The organism is Citrobacter sp. SX206 (assembly GCF_024181025.1).
GTDB classification, from domain to species: Bacteria; Pseudomonadota; Gammaproteobacteria; order Enterobacterales; family Enterobacteriaceae; genus Citrobacter; species Citrobacter youngae.
On record NZ_CP049738.1, the window covers coordinates 1,709,867 to 1,730,499 of the forward strand.

Consider the following 20,633-nt stretch of genomic DNA (forward strand, 5'->3'; position numbering starts at 1 on the left):
TACGTTGGGGAGAACTAAGGCAGCCTGCGGGCTGCCTTTTTTATTGCCTTAATTGGCCTGAACGCGAATCGGCGCGGTGGCGGCGAAAAGCCACGGACGAGCCTCTGCGTTCACGCGGGGGGATAACGTCTCTCTGACCTGCTGGTGGTAATCATCAATCCACTGTTTTTCTGCATCGCTGAGCAAATGCAGTTCAACCAGATTCAAATCAATCGGCACCAGCGTCAGCGTTGAGAAACGACAGAAGCCAGGGCGACTGTTGATAATCTCCACCTGATTCTCAATACGGATCCCATATTGTCCGGCCAGATAATAACCCGGCTCGATGGTAATGATATTGCCCGCAACCAGAGGCCAGGGGTTTACTTTTTTGGCGATGCGATAGGGTTGCTCATGGATGAGTAACTGATGACCCACACCGTGGCCGGTACCGTGATCAAAATCCAGACCTAAATCCCACAACGCCCGACGACTAAAGGCATCCAGTTGATGTCCCTGAGTACCGGTGGGAAACTGCAGTGAGATAAGCGATAAAAAGCCTTTCAACACGGCGGTGTAATGCAGACGACGCTGCGGATCCTGTGGACCAAAGGCGAGCGTTCTTGTTGTATCCGTAGTGCCATTTTGATACTGGCCGCCGGAATCATTCAGGTACATTGCCTGTGTGGTGATGGGGGTGTTTGTTTTCTCGCTGGAATGGTAATGACACATCGCCGCATTGCTGGCAGAGGCGGAAATAGTACTGAAACTTTGCTCTATAAATCCTGGCTGCTGCTGGCGAAACGCCAGCTGCTTGGCTTGTGCTTCCAGTTCAGTGACAGGATTACCTGCTGCCTCGCGCAGCGGAACCTCATGCGCCAGCCAGGCCAGAAAGTTTACCCATGCGGCGCCATCCTGTTCATGGCATTCCCGATACCCTGCCAGTTCAACATCATTTTTATGAGCTTTAATCAATGTGATGGGGTCGGGGGTCCAGAGAACCTCTCCTCCGTTTTGTTCAATGGCGAACCGCAGCGCGACTGGCGCATAGTCTTTATCAACCAGGAAACGCTTTCCTTGGGCAAGTTGCTGGCAGCGCGGAAGAAAGTTATCTTGCGGGGCCAGCGTGATCGTCTCCAGCAACGATGCAGGCAGCTGCTGCGTCTTATTATTATCAACAAACCACTCCAGTTCGCCGCTGCGATGGAGCAGGGCAAACGAAAACGGCACTGGCACCATAGCCAGATCCGAACCGCGCACATTCAGCAGCCAGGCGATGTTATCCGGCAGCGTGATCGCCAGCACGTCGGCCTGATGCTGGGCCAGTTGTTCCACTATTCGTTCGCGCTTATGTGCGCTGCTTTCGCCGCTTATCTCAACGGGCATTTCACGAATTACACCACAGGGGGCGGCTGGACGGTCGAGCCAGATCTGGTCGAAGGGATCGCGTTCCATCGGAACCAGTTTGCAGTGAGTGGCCGACAGTGCTTCAAATTGGCTGTTGACCATCAGCAGAGGTTCAAAGCCGATACGCGCACCAGAGGTGACGTAAGCCTGCAAGTAGTCGGCCAGAGGTTCCTCGTGCAAATGATGGATTTCAAAATCATCGAGAGAGACTTCGTTACGTACCTGGACCTGATAGCGCCCATCGACAAACATCAGCGCGCGATCGCGAAGTACCAATGCAAGACCAGCGGAACCGCTAAAGCCGGTGAGCCAGGCCAGTTTATTGTCATGTGGCGTACAATCTTCACTTTGGTGAGCGTCGGCGCGCGGAACAATCATGCCATCCAGTCCCTGCGCTAACAGCAGACTGCGCAGGGCGGAAAGAGGAGTTGAGTTGTGCATAGTTACCTTCAGGCCTTAACGGAACGGCGGTTCGTTGAACGTACGTAATTTACGGGAGTGCAGTCGGTCGCCTTCAGCACGCAGACGGTCGATAGCCCGGATACCTATTTGCAGGTGTTCAGAAATGGCACCTTCATAAAAACGGTTGGCCTGACCAGGCAGTTTGATCTCGCCATGCAGTGGTTTGTCGGAAACACATAGCAGCGTGCCGTAAGGGACGCGGAAGCGGTAGCCCTGAGCGGCGATGGTGGCACTCTCCATATCGATAGCTACCGCGCGGCTGAGGTTAAAACGTAGCGCAGAAGCGGAATAGCGTAGCTCCCAGTTACGGTCGTCGGTGGTGACGACGGTTCCGGTACGTAAACGCTGCTTAACCTCTTCGCCGGGCATGCCGCTGACTTCTTTGGTAGCGTCATACAGGGCGCGTTGCACTTCCGCAATGCTCGGAATCGGAATGTCCGGCGGCAATACGGCATCCAGTACATGGTCGTCACGCAGATAAGCGTGGGCCAGAACATAGTCGCCAATTGCCTGACTTTCACGCAGACCGCCGCAATGTCCAATCATCAGCCAGACGTCAGGACGCAGTACGGCCAGATGATCGCAAATGGTTTTGGCGTTAGAGGGGCCGACGCCGATATTAACCAGCGTGATCCCCTGACCGTCGGCGGTAATTAAATGCCAGGCGGGCATCTGGTGTTTTTTCCACGCCAGATCGGAGATGGCCTCTTCCGGCGCTTCAGTTTCCGCGGTGATCCAGATCCCGCCCGCGCATGACAGCGCGATATACGGGCTGTCCGGATCGAGGATCTGGCTGCAGCCCCAGCGCACGAACTCATCGACGTAGCGGGTGTAGTTGGTGAACAGTACAAAGGGCTGAAAGTGCTCAACCGGCGTTCCCGTGTAGTGACGCAGTCGCGCCAGCGAGAAATCGACTCGTCGCGCGTCGAAGTGCGACAACGGGGAGAACTCCGCCGGATGATAGGTACCATCCGCAGTTTCATCGCCAATCTGTGACAACTCGGTGGTCGGAAAATGGCGCGTCAATCCGGCGCTCATCGAGCGGTCGAGCGTCAGTTCAGAGCCGTCAATGACATACGGATAGGGAATTTCATGTTGCGACGGCTCGACGGAAATATGCGCATCATAATCCTGATACAGCAGCGTCAGTTGTTCTTCAAGATAAGGGCGAAAAAGCGACGGGCGGGTGATGGTTGTGGTATAGCAGCCTGCATGGGTAAAACGGCCATAGGCGCGGGTTTTGGGGGGATTGGTGGCGCTGCCATCCCAGGTGACACAAAGCGATGGGTAAACAAAAAGACCGTTTTGGCGGGCGATGTCGTCAGGGAGCGTCCCTGTTTCAATATACTTACCAATGGCGCTACGCAGTGCTTTAACCGACTGCTCGTACAGCGCGTCCAGTTTATCCAGTGCCTGAGCCGGGGTCAGGCTGGAGCCCTTATTGTTCATGTCTGTCTCCTTGTTCCACAGATGTACTGCTCTCCCGATAGTATGTCACAGGAATGTGAAACAAAAGTCAGACGTTGAGGAAGATTATGCGAAGACCGGACGGCCTTCGCACTCAGACTTAACCGTGCTGCTTATCTCTCATCAGCATTGCGGTCACGGCCGAAATAAGGCATCCGGCCATCAGGTAAATGGCAACGCTGTGCCAGTCGCCACCGGAGAAAGTCACTAATGCAGCGGCAATAAAAGGCGTAAAACCACCGCCGACAACGCTGGCAACCTGATAACCCACGCCTGCGCCACTGTAGCGATAGCTTGCGCCAAACAGGCCGGTAAACATAGGCTGCTGTACGCAGACCACCATATCGTGCGCAATGTTGGCCAGCATAATCGCGAAGAACACTATCCAGAAAATGGACTGCGCTTCCAGCGCCATGAAGAATGGGAAGGCGCTCAGCGTACCGACCAGCGCACCGGTAATATAGACGCGCCGACGGCCAAAGCGATCGGCAAGCCAGGCAAAGCAGGGGATGGTCAAACAACTCAGCCCACCAACCAGTAACCCGATATTCAGAAACAATTCGCGCGGCAGCCCCAGGTTCTGCGTGGAGTAGTTGAGAGCAAACGCGGTAACAATGTACATCGTCAGGAGTTCACACAGACGCAGGGCGATAATTTTCAGAAATGCTCCTGGGTGGCGGGTGAGCGCCTCGATAACCGGCAGCCGCTTTTTCACTGGTTGAGGGGCCTGTTTTTGCTGTTCGAATTCAGCCGATTCATCCATTCTGTTGCGCATCCACAACGCGCCCAGAACCAGCACAATGCTGAACAGGAACGGAATGCGCCAGCCCCAGCTCAGGAACTGCTCATCGGTTGTTTGCGAGCTAATCAACGAGACCAGCCCCGTAGAGAGCAGTAGCCCGACGCCGTAACCGACCTGAACGCCGCTACTGTAGAAGGCTTTTTTATTTTTCGGCGCGCTTTCGACCGAGAGCAACGCCGCGCCACCCCATTCACCGCCAACGGCGAATCCCTGAACGGCGCGCAGCGTCACCAGTAGCACAGGAGCCCACCAGCCAATGGTGTCAAAAGAGGGAATAATCCCGATCAGCGCAGTGGCAATACCCATCATCCAGACGGTAAGCATCAACATACGTTTGCGGCCCAGGCGATCGCCGAAGTGGCCGAAGATTATCCCGCCTAACGGACGGAACAAAAATCCGACGCCAAAGGTGGCGAATGCGGCAAGTGTTCCCATCGCCGGACTAACCTGCGGGAAAAACTCGCGATTAAAGACCAGCGCGGCGGTGATGCCATAAAGCAGAAAATCATACCAGTCGACCACGGCACCCGCGAAGCTGCCGAGTGCGGCACGTCGGGCACGGTTAAGCGATGAGGTGTCCTGCTGGGGACCCGTGGAGGTGAGGGTGGAATCCATAGTTATCCTGTCTGTACTGTTTTTTAATTATTAGTATTGGAGTTAGGTTACGCACATTGCAGTCGAGGTATAAACGACTGTAATGAGACTACCGCGACAGACGAGAAGATAAAACGATTTTATCCCTTACAAGAGGACAAGATGAAAAATAAGACGATTGAAGAAATTAATAAGCAAAAAGCCCGCTTAAGTTTCCTTAAGCGGGCTTCTCTAAATATGGCTCCTCTGACTGGACTCGAACCAGTGACATACGGATTAACAGTCCGCCGTTCTACCGACTGAACTACAGAGGAATCGTGTGAACGAGGCGCATATTAGCGGGGGCGATGGGGGTTGTCAAAGGGGTAAATGAAATTGTGTGTTCGTTTGCTGACAAATTCAACAAAGCGGCGATCTTTCATGCTTTTTAGACATTTGCCCCATTCTGGTGCGGGTCTACCTCTTGTGGGGCAGCCCGGAAAAACGCGGAATCAGTAGAAGCGATCACTTTCCTGCGCCATCCCTTACTTAACGGGAGCTTAACATTAAATAATCGTCTACAGATGAAACTGGCAAGCATCTTGCAATCCTGAGTTTCATGATTGCCAGCATGGGTTCTGGTATTCCGACAGGAGGCAAAATGAACTTCAGACGACTGAAATACTTCGTAAAAATCGTCGATATTGGTAGCCTGACCCAGGCAGCGGAAGTATTGCATATCGCTCAACCCGCGCTGAGCCAGCAGGTTGCTACGCTGGAGGGGGAGCTGGATCAACAGCTGTTGATCCGCACCAAACGCGGGGTGACGCCGACGGAAGCGGGGAAAGTGCTGTATACGCACGCCCGGACGATATTACGGCAGTGTGAGCAGGCGCAGCTTGCGGTCAATAATGTAGGGCAGACCCTGAGTGGACACGTCTCTATTGGCCTGGCGCCAGGCACTGCGGCATCATCAATTACCATGCCGTTATTACAGACCGTTCGCGCCGAGCTGCCCGATGTACTGGTCTATTTACATGAAAACAGCGGGGCGGTGCTGAACGATAAACTGCTCAGTGGTCAATTAGATATGGCGGTGCTCTACGAGCGCTCGCCGATCGCGGGTATTTCCAGTCAACCGTTACTCAAAGAGGATCTTTTCCTGGTGGGGACGCGTGAATGTCCTGGGCCTGGTGTCGATTTAACGGCAGTCGCGCAGATGAATTTGTTTCTGCCACGGGATTACAGTGCGGTTCGCCTCCGTGTTGACGAAGCCTTCTCACTGCGCCGCTTAACGGCCAAAGTAATAGGTGAAATTGATTCTATCTCCACCCTAACGGCCGCGATTGCCAGCGGTATGGGGGTGACAGTCTTACCTGAATCGGCAGCCCGGGCATTATGTCATGCAGCGAATGGCTGGATGGCGCGGATTACAACGCCCTCCATGAATCTGCCCCTCTCGCTTAACATGTCAGCCAGAGGCAGTTTGACACCACAGGCTCAGGCGGTGAAAGAGATCCTGTTGTCGCTGGTTAGCCGTCCGGCTCTGGAAAATCGGGAACTACAGCTGGTGAGTTAGACCTTATTCCAGCCAGGAATAAGATGCAGGTTTTTATTATTTGTTATGCCGAGCATCAGACTTTAACAATAGTGTAATGTCTGATGTACCCGGAGCGAAAAGTGAATTTCCAGCAACTTAAAATAATCCGCGAGGCGGCCCGTCAGGATTACAACCTGACGGAAGTCGCGAATATTCTTTATACCTCGCAGTCGGGGGTAAGTCGGCATATTCGTGAACTTGAAGATGAACTTGGCATCGAAATTTTTATTCGTCGTGGTAAACGTTTACTTGGCATGACCGAACCGGGGAAGGCGTTGCTGGTGATCGCTGAGCGTATTCTTAATGAAGCCAGTAATGTTCGCCGAGTGGCGGACCTGTTTACCAATGACACGTCTGGTGTGCTGACCATTGCGACCACGCACACGCAGGCACGCTATAGTCTGCCTGCGGTGATCAAAGCATTTCGTGAGCTCTTCCCGGAGGTTCGCCTGGAGCTTATCCAGGGGACGCCGCAAGAAATTGACGTTCTCCTGCAAAATGGCGGCGCAGACATTGGTATTGCCAGTGAACGACTCAGCAGCGATCCGCTGTTGGTGGCGTTTCCCTGGTTTCGTTGGCAGCACAGCCTGCTCGTTCCACACGATCATCCATTAGTTAAGGCTTCCCCGCTTACGCTTGAGTCTATTGCTCACTGGCCGCTCATTACCTATCGACAGGGTATTACGGGACGCTCACGTATTGATGAGGCATTTGCGCGTAAAGGGTTGGTGCCGGATATTATCCTCAGTGCACAGGACTCGGATGTGATTAAAACGTATGTAGCGCTGGGGCTGGGAATAGGGCTGGTGGCGGAGCAATCCAGCGGAGAGCAGGAGGAGGGGACGTTAACCCGCCTTGATACCCGGCATTTATTTGATGCGAACACCGTTTGGCTGGGGCTCAAACGTGGTCAGTTGCAGCGCAATTACGTCTGGCGATTCATCGAGCTATGCAACGCAGGTTTATCTGTGGAAGAGATTAAACGCCAGGCGATGGAGCCTGATGAAGTGATGATTGATTATCAGATATAAAGCAAGAAGCCTGCTTAGTTTCCTAAGCAGGCTTCTTAAATATGGCTCCTCTGACTGGACTCGAACCAGTGACATACGGATTAACAGTCCGCCGTTCTACCGACTGAACTACAGAGGAATCGTGTGAACGAGGCGCATATTACTGACCTCACCATGACGTGTCAACAGTAAAATTAATACGTCATATCAATTGGTTAATTAATCTTCAAATTCAGTATTAATGTACATTTGATGAGCGAAAATGGTCTTCTTCCTGGCTATCGCGCAACCGAAGCATTGGGTTCTGGCGATAGAACTGGAAAAAACGTTGCCACAATGCCGGAAAACGTGGTGCAAACAACTCGGGGGCGCTGAAGAAATACTCGGATAATACCGCAAAGCATTCTGCAGGATCGGTTGCTGCGTAGGCATCTATACTGCAGGCCGTTTCACCCACCAGATCGATTTCATCCTGGATGTTGTTCATCGCGGCATGGAGATCATGCTCCCAGTTCGCAATTTCCCTCAGCGGAATAGCCGGAACGCCGCTGGCGCGATCGCCATTACGCATATCAAGTTTATGTGCCACTTCGTGAATAATCAGATTAAAGCCGGAAGCATCGAAGGAATCCTGGATATCAAGCCAGTTCAGGATCACCGGACCCTGTTGCCAGCTTTGGCCTGACTGAATAATCCGTTGATTGTGCACCAGCCCAATATCATCTTCCCATTCGTCATCCACGACAAACGGGGCAGGGTAAATAAGGACTTCATGAAAACCATCGAGCCACTCGATGCCTAATTCCAGAACTGGCAAACAGAAAAGCAGAGCAATTCGTGCACTTTTCAGTACGTCCAGTTCAAATCCTTGTAGCGCAACCAATCTTTTTTGCTGTAAAAAACGCTCAGCCAGGGCAATAAGCCTGGCTTGCTCTTGTTCAGTAAGATTCACCAGAAGAGGAATTGCCAGGGCATCATCCCAGGGCCAGTCATCATTCCGGGCTGTTTCTTGCTCTTTCCAGGGCCACTTAATCATCGTTTTGCTCGCAAACTCGTCACTTGAACGAAATTGACGGAACTGGGTCTGTTAAAATGCCAAATTACCTGGCATCATGGCAACCACCAGAACGGAGAGATGCCAGAGCGGCTGAATGGACCGGTCTCGAAAACCGGAGTAGGGGCAACTCTACCGGGGGTTCAAATCCCCCTCTCTCCGCCACTATTCAAGCACTTAGCCCAGTTCCTTTCAACGACTCACGTCACACTTGGTATAGTGTTGGTATATTAGCTTGGTATATTTGCTAATTTTGGCAGCTAACATACCATTGGAGTACTGGTCAACAAACCTCTTTTATCTACATTAAAAATCGCTATCATGTCACCCATAACCTATTAATAGCTTATGGATTTTAGCGAAAAATGAGTACTTCATCTTACAAGGACAAGATTCGTTCCCTTCAGCGTGCACTGAATGCCGGACAATTTGAGCCTTTCATACAGCATATCCGTTTTCCATACTTTAAAAACATAGAACAGAATGCAAGAATCGACTTTCAATTTCCGATCACTGCTTTGGTTGGTCAAAATGGAACCAACAAAAGCTCTGTTATAAAGGCATTGTTTGGTTGCCCATATGGGAAAAGCATTACGCGCTATTGGTTTACTACAGAAACAGATGAATTTCCTGACCTACAACTTGCGGATGGAAGTTCTCTGAAACCTAGATACATTTATGGTTATAAAAACTCTGATGGACGCTTGGTCGAAATACTACAAACGCGTATTAATGCGACCAAACATACAATCGACTATTGGGAGACTAGTCGCCCGTCAGTTGGCGATAATATGGAAAGTGTTTCTGAGGTTTCAGGTGCAGAAAGTAATGCCACTCGATGGCAAAAGGTTAAAAAGGGATTGGTTTTCTTAGATTTCAGATCAGAAATAAGTGCTTTTGATAGATGTATGTATCACTCTGACTTTAAGTTGAGAAAAAAGAAAGATGGAAAATTGATCACAAAACAGGATTACATCAGAAGTAAGTCTAAATATATAAAGAAGGCTTTTGATGAAAAACTTAAAAATTTAAGACTTTGGGGTTCGGAAACCATTGTAAGAAATGTAACCTTAACACCCGATTTGGTTCAGGCTGTTTCATATATTTTGGGTAGAAATTATAAAGATATAAAATTTCTAGAGCATAGATTATGGGGAGCCAGAGGTGGGACTGCCTTACTTTCAACGGATAAACTAAACTATACTGAGGCTTTTGCTGGGAGTGGTGAATTCGCTATTGTTTCACTTGTACTTAGCATTTACTCAGCCAAACCTAATTCATTAATTCTTCTTGATGAACCAGAGGTTTCTCTACATCCAGGTGCTCAGAAGAGAATGATGGAAATTCTTTACTCTATTGTTGAGCAAAAAAAACACCAAGTAGTTGTTTCAACTCATTCTCCAGTTATTGTAAATTTGCTTCCGAAAGAAGCGATTAAGTTATTTATTTTTGATGAGGATAGTGAAACGGCAAAAATAGCTCAAAATATATCACCAGATGAGGCTTTCGTAGAGTTAGGTCATGATATTACAAAGAAAACTATAATTGTAGAAGATAAGTTAGCTAAAGAGATAATAGCCAAGGCAATTAAAAGTGATGATATGCTAAAGCTATCGTTTAATATAAGCTATATACCTGGTGGATCTGAGACTATATTAAGTAAGCACCTTCCAAGTTATGCTATGGTATCTCGTGACGATATTCTGTTTTTGCTGGATGGAGATAAAAATAAAAAAGTTAAACCGGTAAGAATTAGTGAGATCGCAGATGCTAATTTAGTTAAAACAATGCGCGAATATTACGGGTGTGAGTTGGTTATCAATGCAAGTGGTAGTAATGGTAAGGCAAATGAACTTGAAGCAAATGCTCTGAAAAGACAAGCGCTTGAGTATGCTTTTCAGAAAGTACAGTATTTACCATTTAATACTCCTGAACAATTCCTTATCGAATCTGCTATATTGCCAGATGAACAAAATATAATTGATTCACAGAGTTGGGATGCTAATGATTTGGATATGTATAAAAAACAGATTAGATTATTAGCGCAACATCAATATGATAAAGAAGAAGTAGATTCAGGAGAGATTTTTTGTATTCAAAAAATAATGATTGCTAGACTTAAAGATGATTTACCAGAAATGGCGGAAATAAGAAAGGTAATTACTCAAGCTATTGAACGTGGTATCATTAAGTGAAGATTTTGGAATTTGAGGGAAAAATGAAGAAAATCAAAGTGTTCGATTTCTTCTCCGGTTGTGGTGGAACTAGTCAAGGCTTCCACCAAGCTGGTATGGATGTTGTTTTTGGTCTGGATTTCGACGTAGATGCGGCCAATTCATTTCGTGCAAATTTCCCACAGGCTGAGTTTATTAATTCGGATATTCGAATTATTGAAAATGATGCTATAAAAAATCTGGTAGAGAATCATCGTAATGATTATATCCTTTTTTCAGGGTGTGCGCCTTGTCAGCCATACTCTAAGCAAAACTCAAATAAAAAATCTGATGATCCTCGGTTGGATTTATTAAAAGAATTCAGTCGTTTTGTAGAACATTATATGCCCGATTTCATTTTTGTTGAAAACGTGCCTGGAATGCAAAGGTTTAATAAAAATGAAGGGACATTCATGCTTTTTTTAGAAATGCTCACTTCAAATGGCTACAGTGTGGATTATAAAGTAATGCCGGCTGCATGGTACGGTGTGCCACAAACGCGGGAGAGACTAGTGCTTATTGCATCTAAAGATTTTGATGTTGCATTACCTTCCCCCACACATGGAATTGGAAACACACCTTATTCAACAGTCAAAGACTGGATCGGTAATCTTCCGAGGATAGAGGCGGGTGAAAAGCATAATAGTCTTCCTGATCATGAGGCTGCACGTTTATCAGAGCTTAATTTGCGTAGGATTAAATGTACCCCAGAGGGTGGCAGTCGAGAGTTCTGGCCTGATGAACTGATTTTGAAATGTCATCGTAACCATAAAGGCCATACAGATGTCTATGGCCGTCTGAGCTGGGATAAGCCTGCCAGTGGACTAACAACGCGCTGTATTAGTTATTCAAATGGACGTTTTGGACACCCGACACAAAATCGAGCAATATCTGTTCGTGAAGCAGCTTGTTTACAAACTTTCCCTTTGGATTATAAGTTTACTGGTTCTTTGCAATCTCGGGCTCGCCAAATAGGAAATGCGGTTCCCCCTAAGATGTCTGAGGCGATGGGTAAGCATTTACTTAATGTAATCAAAGCCTCCTAGGAGGCTTTGACTTTTTTTACAGTCTGTATATTTGGTAGATCAAGTGTGGGAGAAATTTTCACTTTTCTGTCATAAATCACAACTTGGCTTTCAGTTTTATGACCTGAGAATAGTTGTTTGTCCTTACTTGAACCTTCGTAATCAGATATTCCCTTGGCTTTGAGATCATGAAATGTACACGGCAGTTTTCTATCTAGTTTTTTTCCTGCTGCTTCCCTTGCGGTTTCCCACAGATCGTTAAACCCACTTTTCGAGTATTTAGTTTTTTTGCTGCTACAGATAACCGTTTCCCGCCCACCCAGAGTTTTTGCAAGTTCGATGGCGTTATGAAGCCGTTCAGTCCAGATTTTTATTTGTTTAGTCCCGGTCTTTCCCTGCTGGATAAAAATGCCTTCCTCGCTTACTTGCGACCATTTGAGAGAAAGTACATCGGAAACGCGAGCTGCGCATAAGTAAGATATCTCCATGCCAACCCGGAGAGCTGGTGTCGCCTCTTCATAAATTGCCTGATATTCTTCGTCTGTCACGTACACGTCACGGGCTTTTAAAGAGAACTTGCGCACTCCTTTGCATGGATTTCCTTTCACGTACCCTCGTTCATATCCCCATGAGAAAACACGCGACATCCCGCCGAGTTCCTGGTTTGCCTGGTTAATGCTGCGTTGGCCACGTTTATCCATATAGATCCTGACCATCTCAATTTTTATGTCATCTGCTCGCATATTCCCGAACACTGGGACCAGGTTTTTTTCATACGATCTGTAATCAGTCTGCGTCCGTGGAGCCAGTTCAGCAAAAGCTGGGCTACTGGTGAATAACTTCCATAATTTAGAAAATGTCATCACGTCTGAACGCTTGGCTTTCTCTTCCTCATAACGCGCCCATAGCCGGGATATACTTGTCCCGGTAATAGGTGCAAGAGTTACGCTTTGTTTTGTTCCTTTTGGCTTCCACACATAGCTATAACGGTTTTTAGTTACGCGTGGCGGGAGGTGCCTGTCTTTAGGATCTTTTCTTGGTCTGCCCATTGATTGCGTCGTAATTTGGCTCAAGTGCAACATATTCATCGACCTTAGGTAATTCAGAAACTCCGGGACCAATACTTCTGCGCAATACAATTGGGCGGTTCCGCCCATCAGTGGTGAACGGTATGCCGTGACACCGCAGCTGTCGCTGCTGGTGGGTGTAGCGCTGATAGCCAGTAATTTCTGCAATTTCCTGAGGAGACAGTGTAAGTTCGTACATAGCTCATCTCTCTGATGGCCTGCCTGTAAAAACATACCAGGCAGGAACCATAAATTGTGAAATTAGAAAATCAGTCTGCGGTCAGACGTTTCCAGATTGCAGAGACGTATTTGACCTGATGCCGGGCGTCAGAAAGTGCATTGTGCAAATCACCTTCAAACGGGATGTCGAAGCGCGGATTGATACCGACAGATTTACCCAGTTCAACCATGGTCCTTACGTCCCTGTCATTCCAGAACGGAACAGCGAAGGGCGTTTCTGTTAACACATACGCGCGGCGGAGAATGACGTTATCAAACGAACAGCCATTACCCCATACCTGAACGGAGTGACTACTGTTAGCAGCATTTTCAGCAATAAAGTCGGCCAGAAGCTCAAGGACTTCGCGCAACCCCATGGCTCCATCAACAAGAATCGCAGAACGGGCTTCCGAAGATTGTTTTAACCACCACTGAATTGTCGAGGCATCCGGTTTCATGCCAAACGACATCGATGACTCTAGACTGACAACCTGGTAAAACTCGGCTCCAGTGTTACCAGTTGAAGGATCAAAAAATACAGCGCCGATAGAGACTATTGGGGCATCAGGGCTGTTGCCCATAGTTTCCATATCAAGCATCAGGTGAGTATAAAAAGCGTTCAGGGGATCCGTATTAATATGGTGAACGGGTTCATTATTCAGGGAAGCTGACGCGTCACCAGTTGCATCAGCGCTTTTAACTGGCAAAACTGCTGTTTCGCTCTGAGACACTTCAGGATTAGCTTTGATTTCGTTGTTGTCAGTTTCTTCCATCTGCACATCGCTGGTGGCTTCCTCGTTTAATTTGGCAGGGGGATTCATCAGGCCATCGACAGAAAATATGCCGTTACCGAGATTGGCTACTTCAGGTTGTTTGATTAATTCTGAAGTTTCCTGTTTTGCGGCTTTTGCTGCCAATGCCCCCACTGTCGCAAAGTCAGTGGACAGTTTCTCCAGATTCTCTAGCGGCTCTTTCCCCTGAACTACAGCAGCGACAACAGCAGCGCTATTCACCTGGCGCGCAGCAGCAAGTGTTTCATCGGTGGGATTTTGATGATCGCTTTCGACCAGATTTGCATTGATGTAGCCGGATAAGCGACCGGGAGAAAGGTAATAAGAGGGATGAGCGCCTCGTATTAATGCAAAAATAGCTGCGCGCGAGTAATCGAGGATGCCAGAACATTTTCGCAGTGCTGCGGACCATTCTTTGAATGGACTGTCTTTGGCTGCGATGATCTCTTTAGCCTGGCGGAGAATAGATCCCGGAATATTGTAGATATCGAAATCCATTGTAAGCGTGGCCAGCGCAATCTCAACGTCGAGCGTATCCAGTGTATGAGCATAATCGGTATTGCGATCGGTCTTATTGCCACCACCAGCGTTCGTTCTAGTGTCAGTGCGCTGAATCTGTGACACACTATTGCCCTTACACCACTCTTTAACCAGCAACCCACGGTCAATGTGTTCAGTATTGAACCAAGTTTTAAAGAAATGAATGACGGTAGAGAGATCCACTCGTTTGCCATCAACAGGGAAAATAGTTTTCAGCGCGCTGACAATTTTCCAGATATCGATCTCTGGCGCTTTTCTGAATGGTTCTACATTCTCGGCGGCAAGTAGCAGGTTTTGCACGTAGCTGTTATCCACATCCAGCTCGAGTTCCTGAATGGTTTTCTTCTGCTCAGTATCAATATGGTAAGCATATTCATCAGAAATAAACTGAGCTAAAAGACGCTGGCGTAGCGGGAGAGTCGCAACGGTAATGAGCTCTGGCGTTACAGGTGGAACGGTGGGTTCATCACCCACAATTCGTGCTTTCTTATCGTTAACCCACTCCTGCACGGTATGAGTCCGCGCTTTCGGTTCCGCAATCCATTCGGTAATAAATTCCTCAAATGAAGCGACGGTATAGACCAACTCACGATCGAAGACTTCTTTTATTGCGTTTGCCAGGTTCCACTCGACATGAGCAGAAAGCTCTTTCACAGCCGGCACATTCGCAACGGCCAGTAACAGGTTTTGTACATAGAGATTATTTTCGTCCAGTTCCATTTGTCCGATCTGGACGTGCTGCGCTTCACTGATTTCCTTCTCTTCAGTGTCATTGACCAGGTGCGCAATCAGTCGTTGAGACAGGCGCAGGCGAGATATGGGGCGGAGCAATGCTGGTGCATCGCCGGTGGGTACATTAGTACTGGCGGTTTCAGGTTTTTGCTGGCCGGTAGCCCCCTGATTTTCATTCTCAGGCTTCTGTTTCGGTTGCCATGTTTGCTGGTCTTCTGCCAGTTCGTAACGATCGCACCATGTGTCATCGAGTGCGTTTTCCTCTGGGAGATCGTCAACAACAAACCAGTTGGTGCGGACAGGTAATTGATAGTCAGCGCCACGTCCGACGGCAATACCGTTGTCTTCGAGAATATTGAGGATTTCGCGTTCTGCGCGGGAATCTGATTTCGCAGAGAACCAGCAAAACAGGTTTTTTGCCTCAGTTGCTTTCGCTTTGGCTTTAATAAGATACGCATACGTTAACATTGCGTTCGGGCTCCATTGGATTGTAAGATACCCGGCAGCTGATGATCGCCGCCTAAGGTAGTGGTTATTGGTCAAAACTCGTTCCGGAAAGCTTTGGTCGGCTGACCGGGTACTTAACCCGCCTTGCGCGGGTTTTGTGCTTTATGGGGTAGGTGATTTTCCCTGCGCCAGCTGCGCGACGGGAACCCACTCCAGAGCATTCAGCACGGGTTCAAATGAATCAGGCGTGTTTGTTACGGCGCGAACGACGTCAGCCACGCTGGGGTTTGCTTTGCTAAGGTGGTACCCGCCACCAGCGCCACGCTGGCCGGTGACGATTTCACTGGTGCGCAGTTTCGAGAAAATCTGCTCGAGGTAAGACACAGACAGCTTTGATTCCTTACTGATAGATGCGATGGAAACAGGGCTGCCGTTGTAAATCCTGTTGAGGATGGCAACGACCTGAACTGAAGCCACCACACGTTTCATTCCAAATTCCATCACGCATCCTTTGCCGGTTCGCGACCGTATCCTGGGTTATCGTTTAAGGCGTCATTCAGAACTTGCATTGCCTCATTATGTGGGAGAGTCAGAGCAAGTTTGATCGCCGTTCCAAGAGCTTCAGCCGCACATTCAAATTTACGAGCGAGCCTGGCCGTTTCATCAACTTGTTCGCCCATCGCTTCCATTTCAAAGTTGTGCTCAGTCCAGACTTCATCCATCACATCACTTTCAACTTCTTCACGTAATGCTTCTTTTACTTCCAGAACAGGCAAAACCCCGATTAATGCCTCTGCTGGTGCGCTGCTGAAGCGCAATGCCAGATCGTTCGCTGACATAAAAACCTCCGGAAAAAAGCCCGCCACGGGACGGGCAAAGAACACTTTTCCAATTTAACCAGAACAGGTCTTCGTCTCCTGTTTGGTTACGATGGTGGTATTACCATCACAATGCCCTGTGCACCGGGCATGAGGCTGGCAACAGCCATTGGTCAAACTCGTTATTAACGAACTACGGTCTGTTGGTCGGCAGACGGGTCGCCCTTCTGGGCAAGCGTGTAGCAAATCAGTCGAATGATGACTTCAATGCGATTTAGATGTACGGCCTGACACCGCACTGGTTTACGTGCGAAATCGATCATGGATTTATCCTCTTGTGTTGCCCTTGTCGCCAGGCTGGCGGAACGTTGAACCTGCTGCGTGTTAATGCCTGCCATCTCATCCGGTGATTCGTATGCCGCCGGCAGCTACTTCGTGGGCGTCCTGCCTCGATGACGTTTTTCAAAATGTGTTTATATTTAAACTCTAAATGTGTTTAAAAGTCAACACAGCATGTGTTTAAGGTGGTGAGGATGATAACGATATGGGAAAAGGGAGTGGGCAAGGCATAAAAAAACCAGCCAAGGAGGCTGGTTAGAGCGCTTAAAATTGTAGCTTAGTCGTCAGTTGGCTTTAATCGTCCCCGAAGGTATTTCTCAACATACTCATCAATTTCTTTCAGCCGTAATTGAAAGGTATCGATCATTCTGTCTTGTTCAGACTCCGGCAACTGGTCAAAAAGAGTTATCAACTTACGATGTCTTGGCGTTAACCATGATTCGGCGTGATCATCACCAAACATTAGCTCAGCCGGGCTAATGCCGAGAGCTTTAGATATCGTTATAGCGTCGTCAACGCCAACATTGCGGCGACCTGCTTCATAGTTCCCGATGCGTGACTGAGCCCACCCACATAACTCTGCGAGTTTAGATTGCGACATATTTTTCTGTTCGCGTAGCTGCTTCAGTCTGGCGGCAATTGCAGTGTTTATATTCATTACTGATTTTTACCACGTTACGTGTTAACGCTCAAAGAACGTTTCGTCTTGACTATCTAACACATTGTGTGTTTAATTCAGCTAAACACTATATGTGAGGACAAGATGAACAACATCGCCAAAGAACGGCAAGCACTCGGTTTAACCCAAGAGCAATTAGCCAAATTATTCGGGTGGCGTCAGTCAAGGCTCTCAAATTATGAGAACGGAACACGCCAACCAGGCCTACCGGAATGCAGATTGATTGTGGAGAAGCTTAACGAGTTAGGGCGCACCTGCTCTCTTGATAGTGTATTTCCGCCACAAAGCGAGGTCTGAATGATGCAATCAGTAGCTTATACCCATAATAAACCACGAGTAACCGCTCCGGTGAAATCGCAAAATCAATCTAAACCCCTGCGCCGTAACGGCATTCAGCACCGTGCCATATTGGCCGCCGTTCGTGAATGGGAATCGACATTACCAGGACAGGCACAGGAACGGATCGCTCAGCTGGTGGCTGAAGAGTGGGCTAAAGCAGATGGCCGCGGAATTGTTGTTAATAAACAGAATTTATTTCGTTATCTGAAAAACGAAGGGGGGTCAGAAAAGTACACGGCTTACGTTATGCAGCTGTCAGGTTCAATCATTGCTGCTATGCCAGTTCAGATTGCCAGAAAGCACGGGTTAAGTAATGCGAACACAGAAGCGGAGCTGGTGGCCAGCGCTATCAAAGAATGCAGCGAGGCACACCAGGCCAAATTAATCGGCGCTCCGTTACAGAAGCTCGAGAAGGAAATTCGTGAAGCGGCAATCGCATTGTTCAACATGCTACCTGCTGATGCGGCGGGACCACTACTGGCGAGTTTAAGCGCCGTAGCGCCGCAATTGTTTTAATCGAGTTTTGACCAATGACCATTATTACTGCAACTCGCGGGGTGAAGTATGCCTAATCCTTTGGCTAAGGCCATGCCTAAGAGTAAGGCTAGCAACGAGCCTTACCGGAAGGTGAAGATCACCATGTGGGATGATCCGAAATTTCGAGCCTTATCACCACTCCCGCCAAGTGGGCAGAGTCTGTTTATTTACCTGCTAACTGGTCCATTCACGGGGATCATCCCCGGCCTGTATAAGGCGGGGAGGGCTGCTATGGCTGAAGAATTAAACTGGGATGTTGAAGCCTTCGACTTAGCCTTAGGCGAAGCCATAGCGTTAGGTATGGTGGAAGCCGACCTTAAAGCCAGAGTTTTTTGGTTGCCTAATGCAGTCAAACATAACCCGCCAGCATCAGTGAACGTGATCAAATCATGGGCGAGATCGTTTGAATTACTGCCTGAATGTTCACTGAAAGATAAAGCATATGAAGCTCTCAAAGCCGCCTGTTACGGGGTTTCTGACGCTATGGGGATGGCTTTTGATAAGGCTTTCGCCTTGCCTAAGGATAAGGCTAAGTCTTTGGCTAAACCTTTGCCATCAGGTATCCAGAAAGCAGTTAGCAGTAAACAGATCTTAAACCCCTCTCTTAACGCGGGCGCGATGAAAAATTCGAATGGGGAGGAACTACCATCCCCGGCCATGCCCCGATATCTGGACGGTGTTGATGAACCGATCGGGAAATTCAGCATGACAGATAGCTGGCTTCCCTCCAGAGACTTCCGACAGCGTGCCGCATCGTGGGGTATCTCCCTGCCTGAACCAGATTACCTTCTGACTGAACTCGCAGAATTCACCGCGTACTGGGAGTCGGAAGGGAAAGTTTTTACGCAAATCCAGTGGGAACAAAAATTTGCCCGACATGTAGCCCGGGTGAGAACGCAGGTAAAACCAGAAACCGGAGGTAACAGTCATGTGGGAACAGGATCAGAACCAACAGCATCCCGGGCAGTTCAGCAAATTCAGTCAGCCCACGCAGAGTGGCGCCGCAGGAATGGACTTGATGGCGACGGAAATAGCCTGGCGTCTGTGGCAGGTCATGGGGGAGGTGTATTCGAATCGATGGACCCAGAAGAACGGGGCGGAGCCTTCGCCTATCTGGATAGCCCAGATAGGTTCGATGACTGAACAGCAAATTCGGCTGGTCTGTCAGCAGTGCATGGAGCGCTGCGCAATGGGAAATACATGGCCGCCTGACCTTGCTGAGTTTGTTTCTCTGGTTTCGGAGAGTGGAGCTAATCCATTCGGACTGACGTCGGAACAGGTTATGACGGAATACCGGCGCTGGCGCAATGAGTCATATCGGTATTCAGGTAGCGATAAATATCCATGGCCTCAGCCAGTGCTGTATCACATCTGCATCGAAATGCGCAGAACCGGTGTAGAACGACAAATGACAGAGGGGGAGCTGAAACGACTGGCGGAAAAGTTACTTACGAAGTGGTCGAAGCATGTTGGTAATGGACTAAGTGTGCCACCAATTCGACGTCAACTGGCGGCGCCGCACCATCCGGCGGGACCAACGCCAGCGCAAATACTGATGGAAGAATACAAACGCCGCAAAGCGGCAGGTTTAATTAACTAAAACGAGTATTGACCAATGACCATAGAAATCTCTCAGAAAGACCGGGTAGCGATAGTGGTGCGCCATACCCCGAACTGCGTATTACGTGACGTATGTGAAGCACTGGATATTCCATCCGGTACCGCAGGTAAGTTTCTGCGCGCGTTGACTATTAGCGGCACAGTCCTGCGTACTCACAACGGAACTCAGTATGTTTATAACATCTCTCCGGATGCAGAATTACCTGACGTAAAGCTGCCCTTCATGGAAGAGAAAAGCGATCCGGCTGAAACGCAATTAGCGGAGAAAATGGCGAAAGACCTTAAGTCACGGGGACTCTGGCGGCGCGCGGCAAAGGTATATACCGACATGTTAGACATTGCCCGTAGTTCAGCTGAAGTGTCACGTATAGCGCAGCAACGTAATGAATGTCTACGTATGGCCCGGAGATGATCAGCATGCCAAGACCAAATACACCAGAAGAGCAGGCGGCACTTATTCGGGTGATCATTGAAGAGGTGAAAATCCGTGGACGCTTAACCGTTAGCGAGGCATCACAGATGTTGTCGCTGCATCGTCAGACTGCTGAGAAGTATTTCCGCGTCGCAGCCGAACGCGGCGAACTCATTCGTTACGGTCGTCTTGGTTTGTTCAGGGATCAGAAGGCTGTGATTGATTTCGATCTCCAGCGTTTTTCATACGGATCGAGTAAACCTGTTATTGAGTTACCTGCAGATTTTCGGGGAAGTGCAGTTATGCGCCGGGTTATAGATATCGTGGGGAGGATGCCAGCATGACAACCGAAAAACGGCGGAACATGGCTTTCACTACTCGACGTTGAGCATGTCCTGCTAGTGGTAGGCGTAAGATTTAAGGATGAGTGAAGGAACCTCAACTTTACGGCTCTATCTGATTCCTTTTCATTACGCTGGCGATGTCCTCATGGTTATGCTT

21 protein-coding genes and 3 tRNA genes are annotated in these 20,633 nt (G+C 48.7%); 11 read left to right on the top strand and 13 right to left on the bottom strand.

The genetic code is table 11. The features are described 5' to 3' along the window. Positions 1 to 48: 48 nt before the first annotated feature. The 4 genes from G8S19_RS08230 to G8S19_RS08245 form a co-directional block, all read right to left on the bottom strand. Positions 49 to 1,827, bottom strand: a complete 1,779-nt coding sequence (locus G8S19_RS08230) for an aminopeptidase P family protein (protein ID WP_253686424.1) — start codon at positions 1,825 to 1,827, stop codon at positions 49 to 51. A gap of 15 nt (positions 1,828 to 1,842) precedes the next feature. Continuing rightward, the gene (locus tag G8S19_RS08235) at positions 1,843 to 3,297 is read right to left on the bottom strand and encodes an AMP nucleosidase (protein ID WP_005128994.1); all 1,455 of its coding nucleotides are present in this window, start codon (positions 3,295 to 3,297) and stop codon (positions 1,843 to 1,845) included. A 118-nt stretch (positions 3,298 to 3,415) separates the two neighbouring features. Continuing rightward, positions 3,416 to 4,732, bottom strand: coding sequence for a shikimate transporter (gene shiA / locus G8S19_RS08240; protein WP_124022139.1), 1,317 nt, complete (start codon positions 4,730 to 4,732; stop codon positions 3,416 to 3,418). A gap of 217 nt (positions 4,733 to 4,949) precedes the next feature. After that, a tRNA-Asn gene (locus G8S19_RS08245) sits at positions 4,950 to 5,025 on the bottom strand. 326 nt (positions 5,026 to 5,351) lie between these two features. Between G8S19_RS08245 and nac the strand changes: the two genes are divergently transcribed. Next, positions 5,352 to 6,269, top strand: a complete 918-nt coding sequence (nac, locus tag G8S19_RS08250; RefSeq protein ID WP_048211293.1) for a nitrogen assimilation transcriptional regulator NAC — start codon at positions 5,352 to 5,354, stop codon at positions 6,267 to 6,269. Positions 6,270 to 6,370: 101 nt separating this feature from the next. After that, the gene (gene cbl, locus G8S19_RS08255; RefSeq protein ID WP_124022038.1) at positions 6,371 to 7,321 is read left to right on the top strand and encodes an HTH-type transcriptional regulator Cbl; all 951 of its coding nucleotides are present in this window, start codon (positions 6,371 to 6,373) and stop codon (positions 7,319 to 7,321) included. A gap of 42 nt (positions 7,322 to 7,363) precedes the next feature. Here cbl and G8S19_RS08260 read toward each other — a convergent pair. Together G8S19_RS08260 and mtfA are read right to left on the bottom strand one after the other, a co-directional pair. Continuing rightward, a tRNA-Asn gene (locus G8S19_RS08260) sits at positions 7,364 to 7,439 on the bottom strand. 99 nt (positions 7,440 to 7,538) lie between these two features. Beyond that, positions 7,539 to 8,336: a DgsA anti-repressor MtfA gene (gene mtfA, locus G8S19_RS08265; protein ID WP_048211295.1), complete on the bottom strand. Its 798-nt coding sequence runs from the start codon at positions 8,334 to 8,336 to the stop codon at positions 7,539 to 7,541. Between the two features lie 93 nt (positions 8,337 to 8,429). Between mtfA and G8S19_RS08270 the strand changes: the two genes are divergently transcribed. The 3 genes from G8S19_RS08270 (at position 8,430) to G8S19_RS08280 (ending at position 11,613) form a co-directional block, all read left to right on the top strand. Then, positions 8,430 to 8,519 (top strand) — tRNA-Ser (locus tag G8S19_RS08270). 200 nt (positions 8,520 to 8,719) lie between these two features. Continuing rightward, positions 8,720 to 10,549 carry an ATP-dependent endonuclease gene (locus G8S19_RS08275; RefSeq protein ID WP_188232092.1) on the top strand — a complete coding sequence of 610 codons (1,830 nt, stop codon included), beginning with the start codon at positions 8,720 to 8,722 and terminating at the stop codon, positions 10,547 to 10,549. A gap of 23 nt (positions 10,550 to 10,572) precedes the next feature. Then, entirely contained in the window at positions 10,573 to 11,613 is a 1,041-nt protein-coding gene (locus G8S19_RS08280) for a DNA cytosine methyltransferase (RefSeq protein WP_188232099.1), read from the top strand. Here G8S19_RS08280 and G8S19_RS08285 read toward each other — a convergent pair. From G8S19_RS08285 to G8S19_RS08315, 7 genes are all read right to left on the bottom strand, one after another. Beyond that, the gene (locus G8S19_RS08285; RefSeq protein WP_253686426.1) at positions 11,610 to 12,641 is read right to left on the bottom strand and encodes a tyrosine-type recombinase/integrase; all 1,032 of its coding nucleotides are present in this window, start codon (positions 12,639 to 12,641) and stop codon (positions 11,610 to 11,612) included. The two genes, G8S19_RS08280 and G8S19_RS08285, sit on opposite strands and share 4 nt — an antisense overlap. Beyond that, a complete protein-coding gene (locus G8S19_RS08290) occupies positions 12,616 to 12,858 on the bottom strand; it encodes a DUF4224 domain-containing protein (RefSeq protein ID WP_253686428.1) in 243 nt (80 codons plus the stop codon). Before G8S19_RS08290 ends, G8S19_RS08285 begins: the two co-directional genes overlap by 26 nt. Positions 12,859 to 12,928: 70 nt before the next feature. Beyond that, positions 12,929 to 15,409, bottom strand: a complete 2,481-nt coding sequence (locus G8S19_RS08295; RefSeq protein ID WP_253686618.1) for an exonuclease — start codon at positions 15,407 to 15,409, stop codon at positions 12,929 to 12,931. Positions 15,410 to 15,550: 141 nt separating this feature from the next. Beyond that, the gene (locus G8S19_RS08300; protein WP_253686430.1) at positions 15,551 to 15,889 is read right to left on the bottom strand and encodes an Rrf2 family transcriptional regulator; all 339 of its coding nucleotides are present in this window, start codon (positions 15,887 to 15,889) and stop codon (positions 15,551 to 15,553) included. Continuing rightward, complete coding sequence (locus G8S19_RS08305; protein WP_135107954.1) at positions 15,889 to 16,227, bottom strand: hypothetical protein; 339 nt, start codon at positions 16,225 to 16,227, stop codon at positions 15,889 to 15,891. The genes G8S19_RS08300 and G8S19_RS08305 overlap by 1 nt, the downstream gene beginning before the upstream one ends. A gap of 164 nt (positions 16,228 to 16,391) precedes the next feature. Beyond that, positions 16,392 to 16,604: a hypothetical protein gene (locus G8S19_RS08310; protein WP_086523794.1), complete on the bottom strand. Its 213-nt coding sequence runs from the start codon at positions 16,602 to 16,604 to the stop codon at positions 16,392 to 16,394. A gap of 218 nt (positions 16,605 to 16,822) precedes the next feature. Beyond that, positions 16,823 to 17,203, bottom strand: a complete 381-nt coding sequence (locus G8S19_RS08315; RefSeq protein ID WP_101742086.1) for a helix-turn-helix domain-containing protein — start codon at positions 17,201 to 17,203, stop codon at positions 16,823 to 16,825. Positions 17,204 to 17,308: 105 nt separating this feature from the next. On the opposite strand from G8S19_RS08315, the gene G8S19_RS08320 reads away from it, so the two are divergent. The 6 genes from G8S19_RS08320 to G8S19_RS08345 all read left to right on the top strand — a co-directional run bounded on the left by G8S19_RS08320 (position 17,309) and on the right by G8S19_RS08345 (position 20,476). Next, on the top strand, positions 17,309 to 17,521 hold the full coding sequence (locus G8S19_RS08320; protein WP_003832309.1) for a helix-turn-helix transcriptional regulator: 213 nt from the start codon (positions 17,309 to 17,311) through the stop codon (positions 17,519 to 17,521). 3 nt (positions 17,522 to 17,524) lie between these two features. Further along, positions 17,525 to 18,079 carry a toxin YdaT family protein gene (locus tag G8S19_RS08325; RefSeq protein ID WP_252429071.1) on the top strand — a complete coding sequence of 185 codons (555 nt, stop codon included), beginning with the start codon at positions 17,525 to 17,527 and terminating at the stop codon, positions 18,077 to 18,079. Positions 18,080 to 18,331: 252 nt separating this feature from the next. After that, positions 18,332 to 19,243 (top strand): DnaT-like ssDNA-binding domain-containing protein, encoded by a 912-nt coding sequence (locus tag G8S19_RS08330; RefSeq protein ID WP_181900249.1) that lies wholly within the window; start codon positions 18,332 to 18,334, stop codon positions 19,241 to 19,243. Beyond that, positions 19,155 to 19,700: a replication protein P gene (locus G8S19_RS08335; RefSeq protein WP_082031712.1), complete on the top strand. Its 546-nt coding sequence runs from the start codon at positions 19,155 to 19,157 to the stop codon at positions 19,698 to 19,700. The genes G8S19_RS08330 and G8S19_RS08335 overlap by 89 nt, the downstream gene beginning before the upstream one ends. A 15-nt stretch (positions 19,701 to 19,715) precedes the next feature. Further along, positions 19,716 to 20,132 carry a PerC family transcriptional regulator gene (locus tag G8S19_RS08340; protein WP_253686432.1) on the top strand — a complete coding sequence of 139 codons (417 nt, stop codon included), beginning with the start codon at positions 19,716 to 19,718 and terminating at the stop codon, positions 20,130 to 20,132. A gap of 5 nt (positions 20,133 to 20,137) precedes the next feature. After that, complete coding sequence (locus G8S19_RS08345; RefSeq protein ID WP_016150447.1) at positions 20,138 to 20,476, top strand: DUF977 family protein; 339 nt, start codon at positions 20,138 to 20,140, stop codon at positions 20,474 to 20,476. Positions 20,477 to 20,633 lie beyond the last annotated feature (157 nt).